Annotated in this window: 24 protein-coding genes; 15 read left to right on the top strand and 9 right to left on the bottom strand. The window is 44.7% G+C overall.

Annotated elements, in window-relative coordinates; all coding sequences use genetic code 11:
* Positions 1–18: 18 nt before the first annotated feature.
* Positions 19–792: a methyltransferase gene (locus tag N2317_00790; GenBank protein MCX7816032.1), complete on the top strand. Its 774-nt coding sequence runs from the start codon at positions 19–21 to the stop codon at positions 790–792.
* Here the strand turns inward: N2317_00790 and N2317_00785 are convergent.
* On the bottom strand, positions 767–1,252 hold the full coding sequence (locus N2317_00785) for a DUF721 domain-containing protein (GenBank protein MCX7816031.1): 486 nt from the start codon (positions 1,250–1,252) through the stop codon (positions 767–769). The two genes, N2317_00790 and N2317_00785, sit on opposite strands and share 26 nt — an antisense overlap.
* Positions 1,253–1,325: 73 nt before the next feature.
* Here N2317_00785 and N2317_00780 point away from each other — a divergent pair, with 73 nt between their 5' ends.
* A complete protein-coding gene (locus tag N2317_00780; protein MCX7816030.1) occupies positions 1,326–1,682 on the top strand; it encodes a molybdenum cofactor biosynthesis protein MoaE in 357 nt (118 codons plus the stop codon).
* A 62-nt stretch (positions 1,683–1,744) separates the two neighbouring features.
* Positions 1,745–2,428, top strand: coding sequence for a lysophospholipid acyltransferase family protein (locus tag N2317_00775; GenBank protein ID MCX7816029.1), 684 nt, complete (start codon positions 1,745–1,747; stop codon positions 2,426–2,428).
* A 4-nt stretch (positions 2,429–2,432) separates the two neighbouring features.
* On the opposite strand, the gene N2317_00770 is transcribed toward N2317_00775, so the two are convergent.
* Positions 2,433–4,631 (bottom strand): acetate--CoA ligase family protein, encoded by a 2,199-nt coding sequence (locus tag N2317_00770; GenBank protein MCX7816028.1) that lies wholly within the window; start codon positions 4,629–4,631, stop codon positions 2,433–2,435.
* A 127-nt stretch (positions 4,632–4,758) separates the two neighbouring features.
* On the opposite strand from N2317_00770, the gene mutM reads away from it, so the two are divergent.
* The 12 genes from mutM (at position 4,759) to N2317_00710 (ending at position 16,239) form a co-directional block, all read left to right on the top strand.
* Positions 4,759–5,538 carry a DNA-formamidopyrimidine glycosylase gene (gene mutM, locus N2317_00765; protein MCX7816027.1) on the top strand — a complete coding sequence of 260 codons (780 nt, stop codon included), beginning with the start codon at positions 4,759–4,761 and terminating at the stop codon, positions 5,536–5,538.
* A complete protein-coding gene (locus N2317_00760) occupies positions 5,535–6,134 on the top strand; it encodes a hypothetical protein (GenBank protein MCX7816026.1) in 600 nt (199 codons plus the stop codon). Before mutM ends, N2317_00760 begins: the two co-directional genes overlap by 4 nt.
* 15 nt (positions 6,135–6,149) lie before the next feature.
* On the top strand, positions 6,150–6,992 hold the full coding sequence (gene dapF, locus N2317_00755) for a diaminopimelate epimerase (GenBank protein MCX7816025.1): 843 nt from the start codon (positions 6,150–6,152) through the stop codon (positions 6,990–6,992).
* Positions 6,993–7,049: 57 nt separating this feature from the next.
* Complete coding sequence (locus tag N2317_00750; protein ID MCX7816024.1) at positions 7,050–8,219, top strand: LL-diaminopimelate aminotransferase; 1,170 nt, start codon at positions 7,050–7,052, stop codon at positions 8,217–8,219.
* Between the two features lie 94 nt (positions 8,220–8,313).
* Positions 8,314–9,300 (top strand): biotin--[acetyl-CoA-carboxylase] ligase, encoded by a 987-nt coding sequence (locus N2317_00745; GenBank protein MCX7816023.1) that lies wholly within the window; start codon positions 8,314–8,316, stop codon positions 9,298–9,300.
* 23 nt (positions 9,301–9,323) lie between these two features.
* Complete coding sequence (locus tag N2317_00740) at positions 9,324–9,845, top strand: biotin transporter BioY (GenBank protein ID MCX7816022.1); 522 nt, start codon at positions 9,324–9,326, stop codon at positions 9,843–9,845.
* Positions 9,842–10,669, top strand: a complete 828-nt coding sequence (locus tag N2317_00735; GenBank protein MCX7816021.1) for an ATP-binding cassette domain-containing protein — start codon at positions 9,842–9,844, stop codon at positions 10,667–10,669. Before N2317_00740 ends, N2317_00735 begins: the two co-directional genes overlap by 4 nt.
* Before the next feature lie 14 nt (positions 10,670–10,683).
* A complete protein-coding gene (locus N2317_00730; GenBank protein ID MCX7816020.1) occupies positions 10,684–11,508 on the top strand; it encodes an energy-coupling factor transporter transmembrane protein EcfT in 825 nt (274 codons plus the stop codon).
* A gap of 82 nt (positions 11,509–11,590) precedes the next feature.
* Positions 11,591–12,532 carry a fructose-1,6-bisphosphatase gene (locus N2317_00725; protein ID MCX7816019.1) on the top strand — a complete coding sequence of 314 codons (942 nt, stop codon included), beginning with the start codon at positions 11,591–11,593 and terminating at the stop codon, positions 12,530–12,532.
* Between the two features lie 9 nt (positions 12,533–12,541).
* Positions 12,542–13,933 carry a class II fructose-bisphosphate aldolase gene (locus N2317_00720; GenBank protein ID MCX7816018.1) on the top strand — a complete coding sequence of 464 codons (1,392 nt, stop codon included), beginning with the start codon at positions 12,542–12,544 and terminating at the stop codon, positions 13,931–13,933.
* Positions 13,934–14,473: 540 nt separating this feature from the next.
* The gene (locus N2317_00715) at positions 14,474–15,775 is read left to right on the top strand and encodes a diguanylate cyclase (protein ID MCX7816017.1); all 1,302 of its coding nucleotides are present in this window, start codon (positions 14,474–14,476) and stop codon (positions 15,773–15,775) included.
* Positions 15,772–16,239, top strand: coding sequence for a hypothetical protein (locus N2317_00710; GenBank protein ID MCX7816016.1), 468 nt, complete (start codon positions 15,772–15,774; stop codon positions 16,237–16,239). Before N2317_00715 ends, N2317_00710 begins: the two co-directional genes overlap by 4 nt.
* Here the strand turns inward: N2317_00710 and N2317_00705 are convergent.
* The 7 genes from N2317_00705 to ilvN form a co-directional block, all read right to left on the bottom strand.
* Positions 16,236–16,772, bottom strand: a complete 537-nt coding sequence (locus N2317_00705; protein ID MCX7816015.1) for an NUDIX hydrolase — start codon at positions 16,770–16,772, stop codon at positions 16,236–16,238. The genes N2317_00710 and N2317_00705 overlap by 4 nt on opposite strands.
* A gap of 10 nt (positions 16,773–16,782) precedes the next feature.
* Positions 16,783–17,343, bottom strand: coding sequence for a thioredoxin domain-containing protein (locus N2317_00700; protein MCX7816014.1), 561 nt, complete (start codon positions 17,341–17,343; stop codon positions 16,783–16,785).
* Between the two features lie 8 nt (positions 17,344–17,351).
* On the bottom strand, positions 17,352–17,834 hold the full coding sequence (locus N2317_00695; GenBank protein ID MCX7816013.1) for an aminoacyl-tRNA deacylase: 483 nt from the start codon (positions 17,832–17,834) through the stop codon (positions 17,352–17,354).
* A gap of 92 nt (positions 17,835–17,926) precedes the next feature.
* Entirely contained in the window at positions 17,927–18,307 is a 381-nt protein-coding gene (locus tag N2317_00690) for a hypothetical protein (protein ID MCX7816012.1), read from the bottom strand.
* Between the two features lie 12 nt (positions 18,308–18,319).
* Positions 18,320–19,981 carry a dihydroxy-acid dehydratase gene (gene ilvD / locus N2317_00685; protein MCX7816011.1) on the bottom strand — a complete coding sequence of 554 codons (1,662 nt, stop codon included), beginning with the start codon at positions 19,979–19,981 and terminating at the stop codon, positions 18,320–18,322.
* Between the two features lie 15 nt (positions 19,982–19,996).
* Complete coding sequence (ilvC, locus tag N2317_00680; protein ID MCX7816010.1) at positions 19,997–21,046, bottom strand: ketol-acid reductoisomerase; 1,050 nt, start codon at positions 21,044–21,046, stop codon at positions 19,997–19,999.
* Between the two features lie 21 nt (positions 21,047–21,067).
* Positions 21,068–21,553: an acetolactate synthase small subunit gene (gene ilvN, locus N2317_00675; protein ID MCX7816009.1), complete on the bottom strand. Its 486-nt coding sequence runs from the start codon at positions 21,551–21,553 to the stop codon at positions 21,068–21,070.
* Between the last annotated feature and the right edge of the window lie 23 nt (positions 21,554–21,576).

The raw sequence follows: 21,576 nt of genomic DNA, 5'->3' as shown, positions 1-21,576 counted from the left end.
TCCTAGTGACAAAGTTCTATGACTGAGGATAAAAAGTATCAAAGAGATGATGAAACAATAGAGAAAGTTCCCCTTTCCGGTTTCAAAATCATTCAAAAGAAGAAGGGATATCGTTATTCGTTGGATGCGTTTCTTCTGTCAAATTTTGTCGAAGTTAGGAGAGGTGACAGAATCCTCGAATTGGGAACTGGATGTGGTATTATAGCTTTTTTACTTTACAGTCGATTGGAAGAGGGATTTATAACGGCCATAGATGTGCAGGAGAGTATGATCGATATGGCGAAACGTTCAGCATTGATTAACAGTGTGAATTCCTCACTTAAGTTTATGTGCGGGGACTGCCGTAAAATTGATACCTTAATACAACCTGGTTCTTTCGATAGAGTTGTTTTTAACCCTCCATATCGGAGATTGAAATCAGGGAGGATAAGTCATCTAAGTGAGAAAGCACGTGCGAGGCACGAGATAGACGGAACGGTGGATGATTTTTTAAAAGCGGCAAGTTACGCTCTTGTACATGGGGGAAAGGTGTATCTTATCTATTCTGCGAGAAGAATGGTAGAAGCTATATGCAGGATGCGAGAGCGACACTTGGAACCTAAGAGGGTAAGAGTAGTTTACTCTTACCCTGGAGGTGATGCGGAATTCATACTTTTAGAAGGCATTAAAGGCGGTGGAGAAGAGCTTAGATTTCTCCCACCCCTTTATATTTATACCGAAAGAGAAGGTAGATACACAAACGAAGTACTCTCAATGATCGGATGGACTACTTTGTCGAACGGCGGCGGCTGATTTCGGCTATCATTGCTGCCTTGAACACAGCCTTTAGTTCCGGGTCGGCAATGAGACGGGTACATTCATTTATAAGCTTTTGATCTCGAGGAAAGAGAAGAGATGGAGAAGGGGAAAGAGTGGGCATTTCTTTTTTAATTTTCACTGGGGGAATTTCCCCCAGAGAGAGATGCATAGATTGGATCTTTCCATGGGGATAAGCCTCGTTAAGTTTTTCTACGATTTCGTTCTTTAGGAATTGGAGTTGGTGAAGCCAAGCAGAAGAAGAGACATGTACGTAGAGAACGCCTTTTTTGACGTGGGAGGGGGATGTATGTGCAGCAATGGAAGGACCTACTACGGTATCCCAAATGACACGGAGTTCACGCTGCTCCACGTAAAGAGGCATTTTTCTCTTTTTTATTATGGTGGAGAGAATCTCACCTATGGGTTTTAGTGTAGAATGTTTTTTGACTCTCACATATTAAAGTCTCTCACAGTTAACGTTCCCGGTCAAGGTTATTAATAAACGTAGTCGCGGAGGAAACTTACGTATGTGTTTCAAGTGTTGTGCGAGTACGAATATAGATAGATGTGATTGGAAAACGGTGGGTATGGTTCTCTGCCATACGGGCATTGTTCGAGGAGTCTCCCGGGATGGTCGTGCTGTTAAGGCACTACACGTAGAGGTAAACTGGGACAAACTCGAGGAGCTGATCGATGAGTGCAAAAAAAAACCTGGTATTTTTGATGTACATGTGGAGGTAAAAGAGGGACTCCTCATGGTGGGGGAAGAGATAATGAAGGTTGTTATCACAGGTGACTTTAGGGAAAACGTTTTTCCCGTTATGGAGTATTTAGTGGGCGCTATAAAGGAGCGTGCCACATCAAAAATTGAGTATTATCTGTAGGTTATGAAACTGTTTCACGTGAAACACTTGTTTTATGAATATGTGGTTGGGGGTTACGGGCAATGATTAAACAGTTATCTCGAGTTGCCCTACGTCTTGGTCTCATACCGTTCGCTGTTTATCTTTTGCGGCTTTATTTTTATACCGTTAAGCACACTATGATTAACGACGATGTCTTACGTAGGCAACTGGAGGGGGGAGGTAAAGGAATAGCTGCCCTTTGGCATCAGCGTATCCTTTTGGTTTTGCCTGCTGCTTTGTCTTATTCTGTGTACGAACCATCGGTGTTGATAAGTCAGAGTCGCGATGGTGATATAATCGCTGAGGTTTACAAGACATTCCGTTTTCGTCCCATCCGTGGCTCTAGTTCTCGTGGTGGCAGGGAGGGGCTTCGAGCTATTATCGCCGATCTTGCTACGCACAGTCTTGTTGCCCACGTACTTGATGGTCCGCGGGGACCCCGGGGTGTGATAAAGCCCGGACTTGTACGATTAGCGCAGCTTTCGCAGGCGCCTGTTTTTCCAGTTTATGCTTCAGTGGACAAGGCGTGGGTGCTTAATAGTTGGGATGCCTTTATCGTACCGAAGCCTTTCAGTAAAATTGTAACCAGATTTGGTGAGCCCATTTATGTTCCGCAAAATCTCGACGAGTCTTCTTTCGAAAGAATTCGTTTGGAGATCGAGAAATTGATGCTTGAGAATCAGCGTCGTGACGATGCCATGTTTGGATGGGAGAATCTTATATAGAACCTTATCTATCTTTTCTGTTCTCTAAGGAGAGAAAGTTTTTGTATTCCACCATTTTTGCTAGTGTGTATACGGCTCTTTCCGGTGTGGGTAGCACTATGCTTTTAAACGTGTATCCAGGAACTTCATTTACTATACGTGAACCTTCTTCTACTATGATGTATACGCCGATGATTGGTTTTTCGTACTTTTCCATCAGGCGACACGTTTCTCTGTGAAGGTGCATTTCTGCCTCTCGATCGTTTTCGATGAGTTTATCGAGGATGCGTTTGTCAATTGTGGCATCTGCCATTTTCACAGCTTCCACCATGCTTTTTGTGAGTAATACCCTTCCGAGGGTACCGAGGTGAATGATGGCATCACAGCCTTCCCATGCTGCTAGGATTTCCATAACTGCCAGTGGGAGGTAAGGATCCGGTTCGCCTACTAAGTCCACAGGATTTGTATGGCTCCAATAGGGAGGTAGTAGTTTGTCTAAATCCTCGAGAATATTAGGGGGAAGGGAGGGTATGGCAAGACCGTTTTCCGCACAGAGATCGCTGGCTACAACTCCCCAACCACCTCCAAGGGTTACTATTCCTACATGGTTACCTTTTGGAAGTGGCAGTGAGGAGAAGGCTGCAGCAAGGTCGAGAAGTTCCGTTGTGTTTTTTGTGAGAATTATTCCTGCCTGTCTGCAAGCCCCTTCGAATATACGTTGATTTGCTGCCATTGCCCCCGTGTGACTAGCAGCTGCTCTGCTGCCCGCTTCTGTTCTCCCACCTTTCAGAAGGATCACCGGTTTTTTTCTTGTTAAGAGTTTCGCAGCTTCTAAGAAGGTCTGACCATTTTTTATGCTTTCGATGTAAAGGGTAACAGTGTTGGTAGTTTCATCTTCTCCCAAGATTCTCATGTAATCTTCCACGGTGATCATGGCCTCATTACCAGAACCACAAAAAGCACGGATTCCAATTCCCTCTCTTTCAGCAAAGCATAGAAGCTGTAAACCAAGATTGCCCGATTGGGCAACCAGTGTGATGGATCCTGGTTTAGGCCACGTACCTACACCGAGACAGTAGAATTTGTTGTGGGGATTAGCAATACCCATAGTGTTTGGCCCCACGAAAATGATGTCCGCTTTTAATGCTTCTTCAACGAGTTTCTTCTCTTCTAGTTTCCCCTCGATGCTTGTCTCGCTGAAACCGGACGAAATGATGAGAAGGTACTTTATCCTTTTTTCTTTCAATGCGGGTAGAAGTCCCCGGACACTGGATGCAGGAACTGTAACAACTCCCAGGTCGACGGATTCGGGAAGATCTAAAATTGAGGGGTACACACGATGGCCTCCAATGTACCCTCCCTTTGGATTTACAAGGAAAATTTTCCCCGCGTATCCCCCTTTTACAACTGTGGCGAATAATCGATGTCCCCATTTGCCAATCTTCTCCGATGCGCCTATGAAGGCTATCGATCGGGGGTAAAAAATTTTGAAGAGATCCTTCGAGGAAACTCTGTAGGATCTTTCTTTTTTTGATTTTCTTTCCCCGAGAACAACGAGCGCATCTGCGGCTTTAATACGACCGTCCGAAGATACTATGAGGGGGTTGACGTCCACTTCTAATATGTCGGTCTGCTCAGTAATAAGGCGGGACAAACCTATAAGGGTCTTGGCTATTTCTTCTTTGTTGACTGGTTCATCACCTCTAAATTCGCCTAACAGGACTTTGGACCTGATATCCTCTATCATTGAAAAGGCTTCACGCTCGTCAATGGGTGCAATACGGAAGGCTACATCCTGTATGGCCTCTGTAAGTATACCGCCAAGTCCAAACATAACCACTGGACCGAATTGTCGATCGTAAAATGCCCCTGCTACGAACTCTCTCTTTCCTTGAATTTGAGGTTGTATAGTAAATCCTTCTAACTCATTCCCGGCGAGGAAGGCAATTTCTTTGGCCGCTAGGAATACCTCTTCGGGGGTGTGAAGGTTGAGTTTTACAAGTTTTCTTTCCGTTTTGTGTGTCAAAGTCGCCCCCAATCCCTTCACAACAACTGGGAAAGGGAGTTGCTCTGCTAGACTGAACGTTTCCTGTGGGGTGTGAACGATTATAGATTCCACCACGGGTATCCCGTATGCACTTATTATTTTTTTTGATTCTTCTTCATTGAGTGTGAACCTATTTTCTTTTTTTGCTTTTTCAATTGTCTCAAAGTATGTGCTCACCTCGTCACCCCTTTACGAACAAGTTGTGTTTGCTCTATCATGATGAATCTGTTATCGCAATGGGGGAATCGTGTATATCATTAACTGTTGCTACGATTTAGTGACTTTGCATTGAGGAGTGAGGAGTATGCCAGAGTTACCAGAGATAGAGACATTGTGCAGGCAATTACGACAGGTCGTTCTTTTTCGGCTTATTCATGACGTCCATGTGTTTGACGAGCTCATTGGTCCAGTACCAGAGATAAGGGGGCGCTATATAAGGGAAATCAGTCGTTCAGGAAAGTTTTTACTCTTTTTACTGGACAATGGTTATCTACTCAGAATCCATCTGCGCATGACCGGCACGTTGCGATTTCTAAAACATCTCCAGCTCGTATCACCGTACACACGGATGATGATTACCTTTGATAGTGGCTATCTGACGCTTGTTGATGTGCGTCGATTTGCCACTTTGTCGGTGGAACCCTTCTGGGGTTTTGCCACGCCCGTTGAAGATCCTCCGGAGAGGATCGTCAATCTTTTTCTAGAGGGAAAGCTTTCAGGAAGAAAGTCATCCATAAAGAGATTTTTGATGGATCAAAAGATAGTATCTGGTCTTGGTAACATATATGTGAATGAGATTCTTTTTGCAGCTCAGATACATCCCGAACGTGCCGTTTGTCGTGTTACAAAAGAAGAATGGTTTACGTTAGCTAGATGTACAGAGGAGATTTTGAGAGAAGCGGTACGTTTTGGTGGGACAACTGTTGCCGACTGGTGTGATCTTTTTGGCAGGCCCGGTTTGTATCAATATCGATTACGCGTTTATGGTAAAGAAGGGAAACCCTGTTCTCGTTGTGGTGCTGTTATAGAAAAGATAATAGCAGATGGGAGAGGAACATTTTATTGTCCGAGGTGTCAGGTGTGAGTAAACGTGGAGTTTTGGTCAGTGTTTGTGTGATTATTGTTTTTTTGTCTCTGTATGTTTTTACTTGCGAGGCGAAAGCTGGGCTTGTGGAGATCAGCGTTGGCAAAGAAACTGTGGAATCATTTGTTGGAGCTACTTTTCCCATAACAATAAAAAAAACGTTAAAGCTGTTCGGAATTTTTGAGGTTCCCTATGAGGTGCGTTTGTTTAATCCGGAAAATATACGTATTACCCCATCTGGTGAACCGAATGCGTTATTTTTACATGTAGATGTGGATTTCGAGTTGCGGGGTGGTGGAATTTTCATCTCGGCCTCGGAGGGTAGGGCCTCTGTCATTATGGAGCTCAGAATCTCTGATCAAAAGGACGGGTTAATAATGAATTTCAAACGGGCAAAGGCCCCCGTTTTCGATGATTCGAGTTTTGATCTTGTTCCTTTTTTGAATCCCACAACCATCCCCCTTTGCAGGGTGTTTAATGTTAAATTTCAGGATAAAAACGCAAGAGGTGAATTTTGTCTGATTCACTTGGAACTGAGGAATGATGAACTATTGTTGAAGGGTAATCTTACTTTTGAGAAGAGTAGCAATTCTTAGAACAGGGAGGTTCAAATGCTTCAGTTTTTTAAGATGAGTGGTAGTGGTAATGATTTCATCATAATTGACAATAGGAGCGGCCAAGTTGAAGATGCTCTTGGTGACACGCGAGTTGAGGACTTCGTAAAGATGGTTTGTACGAGGAGAATTTCACTAGGAGCCGATGGTTTGATACTTATAGAAGGGTCTAAAAATGCTCATTTCTCATGGAGGTTTTTCAATTCCGACGGTTCAGAAGTAGAAATGTGCGGTAATGGTGGGCGGTGTGCTGCCCGATTTGCCTATTTGAAGGGAATAGCGCCAGCGGCGATGTCTTTTGAGACTAAAGCGGGGATTATAGATGCTTTTGTGGAGCATGATGTTGTGAAGATCAGATTGACTGATCCCAGGGATTTAAAAACGGATTATGTCTTACCTCTCGATGGTAAGGAATTGGTGGTTAATAGCGTTAATACCGGGGTGCCCCATGTGGTATGTTTTGTGAGGGATCTTGATCATTACGACGTATGTGGAATAGGGCGGAAGATCCGTTATCATGAGCATTACCACCCCGGGGGGACAAATGCAAATTTTGTGAATGTGATTGATAGCGGGACTATTGAGATAAGGACTTATGAGAGGGGCGTGGAGGATGAAACATTAGCTTGTGGAACAGGTGCTGTGGCGAGCGTCCTCATTTCTTCGTGTAAAGGATTTGTTGAATCTCCTGTGGCTGTCCATGTTCGCAGCGGTGAGATTCTTAAGGTTTATTTTGAGAGGGTTCATCCTTCGATATTTCAAAGGGTTTATCTCGAGGGAAAAACTAGGGTGATATGTGAAGGCACACTGTGGAAGGAGGCGTATAGCTCAGGGAGTTGACGCTCGATGGACTTTGATATATAGGTCAGCGAAATTTTTATAGAAAGGAGAATATGTGTGCGTACTGCTGAACGTTTGAACAGGATACCTCCCTACCTTTTCATGGAGCTTAGGAAGAAGATCGCTAAAGCGAAGGCAGAAGGGGTGGATGTCATAAGTCTCGCAATTGGCGATCCAGTTGAACCTACTCCAGATGCCGTAATTGATGAGTTGTGCCGTCAGGCACGTGACCCTGTGAATCACAGGTATCCCATAGATGAGGAAAAGGGGATGTTTTTATTCCGACAGATGGTGTCTCGCTGGTACAGTGATAGATACGGCGTAGAGTTGAATCCGGAGACAGAGGTATTGGCCTTAATAGGATCTAAAGAGGGTTGTCATCATTTTGTCCTGGCGCGAGTGAATAGGGGAGAGACAGTTCTGATGACTGACCCAGGATATCCTGCGTACAGGGCAAGCATTCTTATGGGGGAAGGTGAACCTTACAATGTTCCGATATTCGAAAAGAACAATTATCTTCCCCTGCTAGAAGATATTCCGTCTGATGTGGCAAGAAAGGCAACTGCTTTTTTCCTAAATTATCCCAATAATCCTACTGGTGCATGTGCTACTCGGGAATTTCTCAGGGATCTCATTGCCTTTGCACGGGATTATGATATTGCGGTGTGCTATGATAATCCATATTCTGAGATTGTCTTCGACGGTCAGGAAAGACTCAGTTTTCTCATGATCCCTGGCGCGAAGGACGTGGGGGTTGAGCTCAATTCCCTTTCAAAACCTTTCAACATGTGTGGTTGGCGCATTGGTATGGCCTGTGGAAATGCGGATCTTATTGCAGCTATGAGTAAGGTTAAGGAAAATACCGATTCTGGGGTTTTTAATCCCATTCAATATGCTGCGATTGTTGCGCTTCGGGACGAAAGTGAATTTATAGGGAAAATGGTGGAGATCTATAGGAAGCGCCGGGAAATCGTTTTACGAACACTGAGAAAAATAGGTATAGTTTTTGAGCCTCCTAAGGGCACGTTTTACCTCTGGGTGCCTGTCCCGTCCAAAATGACATCGCTGGAATTCACCAATCTCCTTTTTGATAAAACGGCTATTGTAGTTGCCGCAGGTACAGCTTATGGTCAATACGGTGAGGGTTACATAAGAATATCTCTTACGGTGCCTGATCACCGTCTTTTAGAGGCAATGGAACGCATAGAAAAGGCTTTCAGCAATTGACGGGATAGTATCGAATAAGGATTGTCAACCGTAAAAAAAATAGCGTTGACAATTCTTTTTTTATTTTGTATGCGCACCCATGCGGTGGTGGATTATGGAAAGGCAAAAAGGTGGAGTGGCAATCCTTAGGGTGCTGAAGGAAAGGTATGGTTTATGGGTCTCAGGTGATGAGCTAAGTAACAACCTTGGGGTCAGCCGGTGTGCTGTTTGGAAAGTGGTCAGTTCTCTGAGGAAGAATGGATATTTCATTGAGGCCAGAAGGAATAAGGGATATCGTCTCTATGGTGTCTCCGATTGTTTGTTACCTTTGGAAATAAAGAGTGGTTTGGAGACAAAGATCATAGGAAAGGAGCGTATCGTAAGGTTTGAAGAAACGGATTCTACAAATATAAGGGCGTTTGATCTTGCGCGAAAGGGAGCGCCAGAGGGCACTGTGGTGGTAGCGGAGGGGCAGACCCATGGATGTGGGAGGCGAAAAAGGATGTGGTTTTCCCCCTGGAGGAAGGGTATTTATGTATCCATAGTGTTACGACCTTTGATCCATCCGACACAGACCCCGAGAATATCCATTCTTGCTGCTTTGGCTGTTGCAGAGGCATTGAGAAAGGAAACGGGTCTTTGTGTCACCATAAAGTGGCCTAATGATCTATTAGTAAATGGTAGAAAAATTGGCGGTGTCCTCTCGGAGATAGCCGCCGATAGTGAAACGGTGGAGTTTATAATAGTTGGAGCGGGTTTAAATGTAAATTTGACCCGTGAAGAATTCCCTGAGGATATCTCTTGTTCTGCAACGAGCGTTCTGATGGAGACAGGAAAGGTGTTTCACCGAATTCCGCTCCTTGTGAGCTACATTAATCATTTCGACGCATTTTACACAGAGATGATGGTTAAAGGATTTGAACGTTTACGCCATCTGTACATTATGGAAACGGACATAATTGGTCGGCGGGTTCGTCTGCAGACGCATCTGGGCCAAAGTGAAGGTATTGTGGAAGATTTAGACATCAATGGCTGTCTCCTAGTTAGAGATGTCAATGGGCAATACCAGCAGCTCTGGGCTGGAGATTTAACCTTTGTGTAAGGTCTGATGGAGGAGAGGGTCAGGTGACACTCAGGGGAATGTCTTATGCCGCCATGTTTGGAGCTTTGACCGCTGTTGGGGCATATATATCCATTCCTTTACCTCCCGTTCCCATAACAATGCAGACTTTTTTTGTTGTTTTGTCGGGTTTGCTCCTTGGGAAAACTATGGGGGCTATGAGTCAGCTTGTTTATTTGTTTCTCGGTATTATGGGTTTGCCAGTTTTTGCTGGCGGTAAAGCAGGTATGGGAGTGCTTTTTGGACCCACCGGAGGTTACTTAATCGGTTTTGTCTGTGGTGCCTATGTTATTGGATATGTTGTTTCCTTAAGGGAAGAATCAAGTGTAAAATGGTTTGTCTTTTCTGCCTTGACGGGTCTTATTCTTGTGTATGGGCTTGGTCTGTTTCAACTTATGGTTGTCGCTCAGTTGAGTTTTCAGAAGACTATTGCTGTTGGTCTTGCACCCATGATTCCCGGTGAGTTAATAAAGGTCGTACTTGCCGCTTTAATCGCGAAAAAAGTGAAATCGCTGAAGGTCATATGATTGAGCTAAAAAATGTGACTTTTTCTTACGGCTCAGAAGTTTGTATTCTTAGGGATGTGAATCTCACCATCTTTGAAGGAGAGTACCTAGGTATTATTGGACCGAATGGATGTGGTAAGAGTACACTGGCTTATCTACTAAATGGGCTATTGCTGCCCCATAGAGGAACCGTTTGTGTGGATGGAATGTACACCAATGATCAGGTGTCTGTTAAAAAGATCCGTAGTCTAGTCGGCATGGTGTTTCAGAATCCTGATTCTCAGATCATCGGTTTAACGGTGGAAGAGGATGTCGCCTTTGGACCGGAGAATCTCGGTTTTCCTCCTCGGGAGATTAAACGGAGGGTGGACGAGGCTCTCACAACGTGTGGGATAGCCCATTTAGCTTCTCGCATGCCTTATACTCTATCGGGTGGCGAAAAGAGGTTGGTAAATTTTGCAGCTGTTTTGGCGATGCAACCGCGGTATTTGGTGTGTGATGAACCCACTGTTTATCTCGACCCTTCAAGTAAGAAGAGAATATTGAATCTCATCGCGGATTTACACCGAAGGGGTATTACCGTCATTCATATCAGTCATGATGTCTCTGAGCTTATGGAGGCTGATCGTATTTTGGTTATGGATTATGGGGGATTCCCATGCTGTGGTTCACCAGAGGATGTTTTTGATTTTCTGTGCAGTAGTCCTAATTTGCGTATTGAGCCTCCACCCTTGGTTGATTTGATGTGCCGTATGAGGTCTCTGGGTTTTCCAGTTCGCACAGATATCAATACAACCGAGGGGGTTTTGGAGGAGATAACAAAGTTACTGGATCATTTCCGGTGACGGGGGTGGTTGGTTTGGAAAATTCAGTCTCGGCACGCGGTTTACGAACGCACGTGCTAAGTAAAACTTTTGGCTTTGGAATCTTTGTGCCTGGGAGTTCGCCCATTCACAGAGTAGACCCGAGGGTAAAGATTGTAGCTTCAGTTCTTCTTAGTTTAGTGACCTTTCAAAGTAGCTGGCATGTTCTTGCTCTTCTTACCGTTGTTTTTGTTGCAATTACTCTTCTAGCTCGCCTCAATCCCGCTCAGATAGGATCTGCAATGAAACCTTTTTTCTATTTTGCCCTTATTATTTTCTCTCTACATGTCTTTTTTTCAGATGGTGAAGCTATCGTGTCAGTTGGAGCAGCTAGGATAACATGGGACGGTTTATTGAGAGGAACTTTTGTCGTTTGGCAGTATCTTTTACTCTTTTACGGAGGGTTTTTGCTAACAGTTACGACGCCTCTATCAGCACTTGTAACGGGATTCAATTATCTCCTTGGTCCATTGAGAAGAGTTGGGGTTCCTGTTCAGGAACTGGCGATCATGGTGGTCATGGCTTTACGTTTTGTTCCGACGTTTGTTGATGAATACAATCGATTGCGCTTGGCCTATTTGTCTCGTGGTGGGGATTTTTTTGGAGGCGATTTCAAGATGCGTGTGGTACGAACCAGTCGTGTTACAATTCCTCTCATGATAGGTGCGTTTCGTCGAGCCGAAGAGCTGGCACGCACCATGGATGCCCGGGGTTACGGGCTCGGTAAAAGAACGAGCCTTTATGACTTTCGTATTACAGTGAGGGATCTCATAGCGTTGTCGATGGTTTTTGTTGTGGTGTTGTGTGGGGTGTTACTGTGAGGATTTATGTTCAAAAATGCCCTTGTCAAACTGATAAATCATTGTTATTTAACAAAAAAAGTTAAGATAAGTAGGTGATATCATGGGAGAGGGTATTTCTGATTATACGAGGTTCTATGTAGATCTTAGGCGTCATATGTGGATGGCGGGGGTAGAGCAGGATCTTAGGAGGTTGATCTGGCAGATTGCTGTAACAGGAAAGTACATTTCTGCAAAGATCCACGAGGCGAATCGCAAGCTAGCGGGATTTAAGAATATTTACGGTGAGGAACAGCTTGCGCTAGATAGAAGCTCCGATGAGATTTTGAGGAATCAGCTTAAGTTTTCTGGTTTTGTTAAAGAGTACGCTTCCGAAGAGGGCAACGAGATCATCACCATAGGACAGGGTCACGAAAAGTATGTGATCACAGCTGATCCTCTTGATGGTTCTTCACTTGTGGACACGAACCTTGCCATCGGAACCATAATTGGTATTCACAGGGATACGATGCTAGGTAAGGGACGCGATACTATGGTGGCTGCTCTGTACATCACATATGGACCTCTAATAACGATGGTTTATTCTGCGGGTAAGGGAACTCATGAATTTGTGCTTAACCGGGAGGGTGAATACGTTCTGTCTCAGGAAAATATCCAACTTAAGGAGAAAGGCGATATTTACAGCCTTGGTGGTTTGCGGAAGGAATGGACTGATGCCCATCTTAGGTTTGTGGAATTTTTGGAAGATGAAGGTTACAAACTTAGATACAGTGGTGGTTTTGTTCCCGACATCAATCAGATACTCATAAAGAACGGGGGGATTTTTACGTATCCCGCGCTGAGAAACAGTCCTAAAGGTAAGTTGAGACTTCTCTTTGAGCTGCAGCCGATGGCATTTCTAATTGAGCAGGCGGGTGGAGCTGCTACAGATGGTCTGGTACCAATTCTGGACATACCGGTGGAAGACCTCAGCCAGAGGAGTCCGATTTACATAGGAAGTCGGTATGAGGTTGAAAAAGCCGCGCACTTTCTCAAGCAATCTTAGGAGGGGGATATGATATTCCATGATATGTCGCAGTTGCGCGAAGGTATAAAGGGCATTCTTCAGCCGGAGGGAGATGAAGTGAGAATCCTAAGCGAGGATTCTCTGCGGACGTCTCTTATTGATGATCTAGTGTATACAGCGGTATTCAGCCCTTCTCCAGTGACGATGAAGGTAGCGCGCTGGTTGATCCGTCGTGCTGGAGCTGCGCTCGGCATTGTGCCTTCTTCAATCCAGCCGCTTTATGAGGCAATGGGACGGGGAGAGGTGGGGGGATTTACCGTCCCAGCAATTAATATCAGGATGATAACTTACGATACGGCCCAAGCGGTGCTAAGGGCGGCGATGGCGCTTGATGTGGGACCGGTGATATTTGAAATAGCCCGGTCAGAGATTGATTACACCCGTCAGAGACCCGAGGAGTACACAGTCGCTGTTATGGCTGCTGCAATTAAGGTGGGCTATAAAGGTCCTCTTTTCCTGCAGGGTGATCATTTTCAGATAAGTTTGTCTCGATACAGAAAAGATCCAGAATCAGAGGTTAAAGCGGTAAAAGATCTGATCTGGGAGGCAATTGAGGCGGGTTTTTACAATATTGATGTGGATACGTCTACGCTAGTGGACTTGTCTAAGGAAGATGTAAAAGAGCAGCAGCGTTTGAATTTTATTTTGGCTGCGGAATTGGCTACGGTAATCAGGGATTTAGAACCCCGTGGTGTGACCATATCCATAGGAGGAGAAATAGGTGAGGTTGGGGGTAAGAATAGTACTGTAGAGGAGCTTGATGCTTTCATGGAGGGATTCAAGGAAGAATTGCTGAAAAGCGGTCACGATATTAAGGGGATAAGTAAGATAAGTGTTCAGACGGGAACGACCCATGGAGGGGTTCCTCTGCCCGACGGGACAATAGCACGTGTTAAATTGGATTTTGATACTTTGGAAAAACTCTCAAAAGCGGCTAGGGAAAAGTACGGACTGGCGGGAGCTGTACAGCATGGCGCATCTACCCTTCCAGATGAAGCTTTTGACATGTTCCCTGCGGTTGGGACAGCGGAGGTTCACTTGGCAACCGGTTTTCAGAACCTTGTTTACGACAGTCCAGTGTTTCCCCAAGAGTTAAAATCGAAGATTTATGATTATTTGCGCAAGGAATGTATAGCTGAAAAGAAGGAAACCGATACGGACGAACAGTTTATATACAAAACGCGGAAGAAAGGTTTTGGACCCTTCAAATTTGAACTCTGGCATTTACCAGAGGGGGTACTTAAGAGTCTAGGTGAAGAATTGGAAGCTAAATTTGCATTTTTATTCCAGAAACTGAACGTCGCAAGAACTAGTCAATTGGTGAAACAATACATTGTTCCAAAAGATGTGCCTTTGCCCCAACCACCTGAGGTGGAATGAGTTGGAAAGAGGAATATTTGTAGAAAAACGTATTAATGGATGGTCATTGATATGTCTGGAAGTGGTCCCATGTCTAGTCACAGGGCATTAGAGCGCAAGTGTTTTAAATGAGAGTGGATCTTCTATTTAAGTCATGGTTGATACTTAGGCTCGGGGATTTTTAATTCCTGAGGTGATATTTTTTTTGCTTTGCCCACAATGACCGTAGGTCTAAATATCCCTCCCCTGGATCCATAGTCTTTTTTAGCCAACCTCTTACCAAGGGAACACTGGAATTTTTTAGGTAAAGAGAGATATAGGCAATTCGATTTTGGGCATCCAGATATATCGCCTCAATCCTTTGATCAAAAAGTTTTTGAACCAGTAATCCACATTACCACCTTTTCCTTTTTTTTGGTCTTTCTGGGGTCCAGAGGGTTTAGCGGGTTTGGCTATTGCACAATATCGGATGTGAGTATCTTTTTATCGAATGTTTCTTTGTTTTTTGCATTGTCGGAACTATTGTGGTACTTAAAATTCGTGACCATTGGGAAGCGGTTGTTGATTTGTTTCACTATTGTGGCAGGATTTACCCTAATTGCAGGGTCCTACGCCATTTTCCGTCTTAAAGATATGAGTGAACTGGCCAGTTCCGTAATAAGTAAAGACTATGAAGCTTTGGAGAATTCGAGGAAGATGGCTGATCTTGCACTGGGGATGGAAAATGTGGAGAAGAAGTTTCTCGTAATGAAAGATGACTCTATTGCAGCGCTTTTTTGGTTGTACAGTTCAGAATTGCAGAGGATGATTGACTCAGTGGCGGATCTGAAGTTACCTGGGTTCTCCTATTATTTGGAGAAGGTAATGTTGGCAAAATCGGAATACGAGGAATTATTTCGACAGAAAGTTAGTTTGATTAATGAAGGGAGATTGGGAGAGGCAACGAGGCTTTCAGAGGATAAGGGGAAGCATTTTTTTGAAAGTTTGTTGTCCAGCATAAAAGCTCTTCAGAGGAAAGCGGAACAAACTGTAGATGCCCGTATAAAGGAGATAAACAGGGAAAGCGTGAAAGCATCGAGGATAACGATGCTTCTAACCATTTCAGGGCTTTTCCTCGGTTTATTTCTGGCTGTTCGGGTGACCCTTGATATTTCAAAACCGCTGAGCCGGCTGGAAAAGATGACGTCTCTCATTGCGCAGGGAAATTTTAACGAGAAGATCAATTTAAGTCGCAATGACGAAATAGGTAGTCTTTCAAAGGCCTTTGACGCAATGGTAGAAAAACTGAAAGTACTCGAAGCTATGCTCCTTGATGCTAGCCCATTAACGGGTTTGCCCGGTAATCGAGCTATAGAAGAGGAAATTAGTAAGCGTCTTCATGGCGGTATACCTTTCAGTTTATGCCACATTGATTTGGACAATTTTAAACCTTACGGTGACAACTATGGATATGCTTGGGGAAGTGAGGTTATAAGGGAGGTGGCCCTTATTTTAGAGGAGGCGAAAAAAAAGATGGGAGGTCAGTTGACTTTTATCGGGCATATCGGAGGAGATGATTTTGTTCTTCTGGATGAACCGGAGCGGGCACGTACTATGGCCTTATGGATAATCCAGGAATTCGATCGGAGGAGTCTTAAATTTTACACTGAGGAGGATCGGAAGAGTGGGGGTATTTGGGGGCGGGATAGAAAGGGGAATGTGCTGTTTTTTCCATTGATCTCCTTGACGATTTCTATCGTCACTGATGATGGAAGGATGTACAAGAATCCCATCGAAATGGCAAGGGCGGTGGCCCAGGTTAAGAATTACGGTAAAACTCTGCCGGGAAGTAAAGTGGTTAGTGCAGAGGATATTGCACTGTGAGAGGGTTTTTCATCGTATTTTTTGTTCTGTTTTTTTGGGGATGCGCCAGTACTCAAACTTTGAATCCTGTTTCACCTGTCGTTTCTATGGTCAGTCCCGATGCAAAACTTTTCCGTGAGGCGTGCAACATAATTGTTAAAGGCAAAATAGAGATGGAAGACTATTTTAAGGCGAGGGAGATGTTTTCCGTTCTGTTGGCTGAATATCCTGATAGCAGATGGGCGCCCTATGCGCGTCTCTTCATAAAGGTCATCGATGGATTGGAATCTTCGGAGCTGAGTAAGAACGAAGCTCTTGAGCGGGTGGGTGTTTGTCAGAGTGACCTGGAGAGGGTGAGGCGATCTCTGGAACAAACGACGAAAGAGATCGATAGGTTGGAGAAGGAGAACAGACGACTGAGAGATGATCTAGAAACACTTAAGAGACTGGAAATCGATCTTCAGAAAAGAGGAAGATTTAACTAGATGTTTTCGGATACGTTCAAAAAATCAAGGGCAAGTTTAATACCGAGGGCGGTTTTTGTATCTTTAATTCTTCCATTTTTTATCATATTTTCCGCTTCTTCCTGAGTAACGGGAATCAGTTCGACATCCTCGTCTTCATCGGGTGGTAGAGGGTATTCTACAAGGTTTCTTGCGAGATAAAAGTACATATACTCGTTGCAATAACCGGGGACTAGATAACCCTCGAAAAGCTTTGTAATTTCTCCGGCACGATAACCCGTTTCTTCTGCAAGTTCTCTCTGTACACACTCTTCTACGGATTCACCATGATCAATGACACCGGCAGGTATCTCTATCAGGTAGTCGCCAACTGCTGGTCTCCACTGGCGAATGAGGATGAGTTCACCTTTTTCATTTATAGGCACCACGGCTATGCACGGTGCATGTTCTATCCTACTGAAGCGACTTTTCCGGCCATTGGGATATTCTACGACCTCTTCGTATACCTGAAATATCCGACATGAATATACGGGTGAAGAACCTGATTTTTCCATTTCACTTATCTCAGTTGGTTTTTATGATGGCGAGAAGCCTTTTCTCTATCTCTTCAGGAGACATAGCTCCAACCAATCTATCTCTCAGTTCTCCTGCTTGAAAGAAAAGTAGAGTAGGTATATTGCGAATGCTATACTGGAGGGTGGTTACTGGGTTTTCGTCTACGTTCAGTTTCGCAAATTTGGCACCCCCCGCATACCTCACCGCAAGGTCTTCTATAAGGAGGTCCACGGAACGGCACGGGACGCACCATGGAGCCCAGCAATCAACTACAACAGTCCCAGAATTTTTGAGAACTTCTCTGAAAAAGGAGGCATCTGTAACTTCAATGGGCCGGCCTATTTCGCCTCCCAAAACTAGAGGTAATCCACAGCGACCACAACGCGGCTTGTCGTGGGGACGTTCTTCAGGCATGCGGTTTTTCGTACCGCAGTGCAAACATCTTATAATCATTTCATCAAGCGGTGCACGACACTTTCCACAGCTGGGTTTGTCTCCCAACCTTTCCCGGGGAATTCGGTTTTTTGTGCCACAGTGTAGGCAACGCACAATAATGTAATCGTATTCCATAGTTAAACCTATATGGCTACGTTTACATTTACGGGATTTAAAAGTTCCTCTATAGTTTTAGGGGATAATTCTGCTAATATACCTCGTCCTCCTGCGTTTATCAGTACATAGGGTAGTGACATAATGGTCTCTTCTACGTAAACAGGTAGCTTCTTTTTTGTGCCGAACGGAGAAGTTCCACCCACTTTATAGCCGGTGTGTTTCTCCGCAACTTTGGGATCGCAGAGGTAAACCTTTTTAACTCCTAATATTCTTGCCATGGATTTGGTGGATACTTCCCGGTCACCGTGCATTAATACCAAAAAAGGATTACCACTTTCGTCTTCCATAACGATGGTCTTAACTATTATGTGTTCATCTACCTTAAGTTCTCTCGCTGCAGCCTTTGTGCCACCCTTTTCCTGGTACCGGTAGAACTTGATCGTGAATGACTGTCCTGCTTCTTTTAACAGCCTTATAGCAGGTGTCATAGGGATATTTTCTTTCTTCATGAGATACCCACTGCTTCCCTCTGCGCATTATATATTAATCACTTCCATTCCAGAGGTCAAATGGGTCTTACTATTCTCAGTTACATTGTTCATCAGGGAGAGTCGTACATAAAGTTAAGAATTTTCCCCCATTTGGAGGTTGCATTCCAGAAACTTTCCGTTTCCTTCTCTATTTCGTGGAGCAATGTTTCCTTGTTCCTCTTAAGATCTTCGTTTATGTGCAAATCTTCGAGCGTTTTGAAGATGTTTTTCAGTTTTCTGAGGTGAAGAAAGAATTCTTCTTTATCGTTTTTATGTAAGGCCTCGAGAGGGAGCTTGCTTAAGTTTTCTAAAAATTCTTGAATTTCAATTATGTATTCCGAAACTTCTTTCAGGTTAAAATCTCTCTTCTCTTCAATGCAGAGGTTTATCCTTTTTATGAGAATCATAACCTCGTCAATTTCTCGTAGGAAGACATCTCTAGGATGAGACATATTTTCGCCTCCTCAGTATTTAAGTATTGCCCCTGTGCTCGCTGAGGTAACGAGTTTTGAGTAACGGGCAAGGTATCCAGTTTTTATCGCCGGCTCTTTAGGCTTGAAAGTCTTCTTTCGTTTTCTCAATTCTTCAGTTGATACTTTCAATGTGATTTTTTTGCCGGGAATATCGATGGCGATGATGTCACCCTCATTCACTAAAGCAATGGGTCCACCTTCAGCCGCTTCCGGTGAAATGTGTCCTATGGCGGCCCCTCTCGTTCCACCGCTGAATCTCCCGTCCGTTAGGAGGGCAACGGTAGTGTCTAGTCCCATACCAGCAATGGCAGATGTGGGGGCCAGCATTTCTCTCATACCAGGCCCACCCTTTGGACCCTCATAGCGAATGACCACCACATCGCCAGGTTTTATTTTTCCGCCGAGGATGGCTTGGATGGCTTCTTCCTCTGAATTAAAGACACGAGCGGGACCTTCCCTCACAAGCATACTTTTGTCAACCGCCGACTGTTTCACAACGGCACCTTCTGGTGCCAGATTACCTTTGAGAATAGCTAAACCTCCTTCGCTATGGTAGGGTTTTTCGAGGGGCCTTATAACGTCATCATCAAGAACGAGGGCATTTTTTATGTTTTCACCTACTGTCTTTCCTGTGACTGTGATTAAGGTTTCATCTATGAGCCCTAGGGAGGAGATTCTTTTCATGACCGCTGGAACTCCTCCAGCGGCATCGAGATCTTCAAGATGATGGGACCCAGCGGGACTTAGTTTGCAAAGGTTTGGTGTTTTGGCACTTATCTCGTTAAAAAGAGCGAGATCTAGGTTTATGCCCGCCTCATAGGCAATGGCTGTAAGGTGAAGCACCGTATTTGTTGAACACCCAAGGGCCATATCCACTGCAATGGCATTTTTGAAGGCTTCTAGGGTGGCTATGTCACGAGGTTTGATGTTGTTTTTCAGAAGGTACATGATTCTCATACCCGCATCTTTGGCTAAACGTCTCCTCTGGGCACTGATTGCGGGGATGGTGCCGTTTCCCGGTAGTCCCAGTCCCAGGGCCTCCGTCATGCAATTCATAGAATTAGCCGTGTACATACCGGAGCAGGAACCACATCCTGGACAGGCTCTGTTTTCAATCTCCAAAAGTTCCTTCTGAGAGATTTTTCTAGCCTTTACTTGCCCGATTCCTTCAAAGACACTTATAAGGTCAATTGTTCTTCCCTGGTAGTGACCAGCCAACATAGGTCCCCCACTTATGACGATCGTGGGGATGTTCACTCTTAGGGCTGCCATGAGCATTCCAGGTACGATCTTGTCGCAGTTGGTTACCATCACCAAGGCGTCAAATGGATGGGCCATTACCATCGATTCAATGGAGTCAGCAATAAGTTCCCTACTCGCAAGGGAATACTTCATGCCTTCATGCCCCATGGCAATACCATCGCATATCCCAATTACAGGAAACTCCACAGGAGTGCCCCCGGCGAGTCTTACGCCCGCTTTTACGTCTTCAGTTATCGTTCGTAGATGTATGTGCCCGGGAATGATTTCGTTGAAAGAATTGATAACACCAACCATAGGGCGATGGATTTCCTCATCTGTGTAACCCATAGCTTTGAAAAGCGCTCTGTGGGGGGCCCTTTCTAACCCTTTTTTCATCAGATCACTGCGCATATAAGCTTCTCCTTTTTATTTTTTTCTTCTTCTTTCAGGCCGCAAGCTTCGAAGAACAGCTCCTGCCTGCCACATTTCATGGCTTCTCATTTCCTCAAGTTCTTTTTGAAGCATATCACGGTAATTGGGTGCTGCACATGCGCTGAGAACTATCTCTGTCTCCTTTCCCGATTTCACTCTGTCGTATAGTTCCTCGAATAGAGGAGCTACGGCATCACGAAAACGGTTCTTCCAATCCAGGGCTCCTCTCTGTGCAGTGGTGCTGCAGTTTGCATACATCCAGTCCATTCCATTTTCTGCGACCAGGGGGATCAAGCTCTGGGTTAGTTCCTCTACTGTTTCATTAAATGCTTCGCTGGGGCTGTGACCTCTCTTTCGAAGTTCGTTGTACTGAGCTTCTAGGATGCCCGCCAAGCAACCCATCAGAACCCCTCTTTCACCAGTCAGATCACTGTAAACTTCCATTTCAAAGGTTGTGGGGAATAGATAACCGGAACCAATAGCAACCCCGATCGCTAGGGTTCTCTCCCTAGCTCTTCCCGTGGCATCCTGGTAGATGGCAAAACTGGAATTGATGCCACTGCCTGCCAAAAAATTGTCCCTTACGGTTCTCCCCGCGCCTTTGGGAGCAACCATTATAACGTCGATATCGGGGGGAGGAATGACACCGGTCTGATCCTTGTATACTATGGAAAAACCATGGGAGAAATAGAGGGCTTTGCCCTTTGTGAGGTGGGGTTTTAACTCGGGCCACATGGCCTTCTGTTGAGCATCGGGAACCAGAAATTGGATAATGGTACCCTTTGCAGCTGCTTCCATCATGGGGAAAAGGGTTTTTCCAGGTTCGAAACCTTCCTCCTTTGCCTTGTTCCAGTTATAACCGGCGGAACCAACAATAACGTTTATGCCATTGTCCCGCATATTCAGAGCTTGGCCTCTACCCTGTACCCCATAACCCAAAACAGCAACCACTTCATCTTTTAGAACTTCCCTGGCCATGTCAAGAGTAAATTCTTCGGATGTTATAACCTCTTCCACCACATCACCGATGATTAGTTTTGCCATTGTTTGCTCCTCCTTTGAAATTTAGGGTTGTCTTTCTAATGCAACTATTCCAGTTCTGGCCATATCATCAATTCCTAGGGGCTTTAAGCTTTCAAGAGCATTTTCGATCTGTTCTTTGTCCCCAGTTATTTCAATCACACAATAATCACCGTTCATTGTAACTACCCGTCCCTGATAGGCGTTGACAATAAGAGCGAGATCTCCTTTGTTAGATTCCGTTAACTTCATGCGGACGAGCATCATTTCTCTGGTAACGTGTGCTATTTCAGTGATATCTGCAACCTTGTGCACATCGATCAATTTCATGAGCTGTTTCTCAATCTTCGTTATAGTGTTTTTGTCCTGTATCGTGGTTAGAATTATCTTTGAGTACGCGGGATCCATTGTGGCGTCCACACACAGGGTTTCAATGTTGTAGCCTCTTCCTCCCAGAACACCTGCAACGCGAGCGAGCACGTCAGGTTTGTTATTCACGGTCAAGGCCAGTGTGCGTGGTTTTTTTTCCATAACTTTACCTCCCCTGGTAGTTT

Source organism: Syntrophales bacterium, assembly GCA_026417625.1.
Lineage (GTDB): Bacteria > Desulfobacterota > Syntrophia > Syntrophales > UBA8958 > JAOACW01.
Note: the sequence above shows the minus strand (reverse complement) of the source record. Positions and strands in the feature narration are given on the sequence as shown.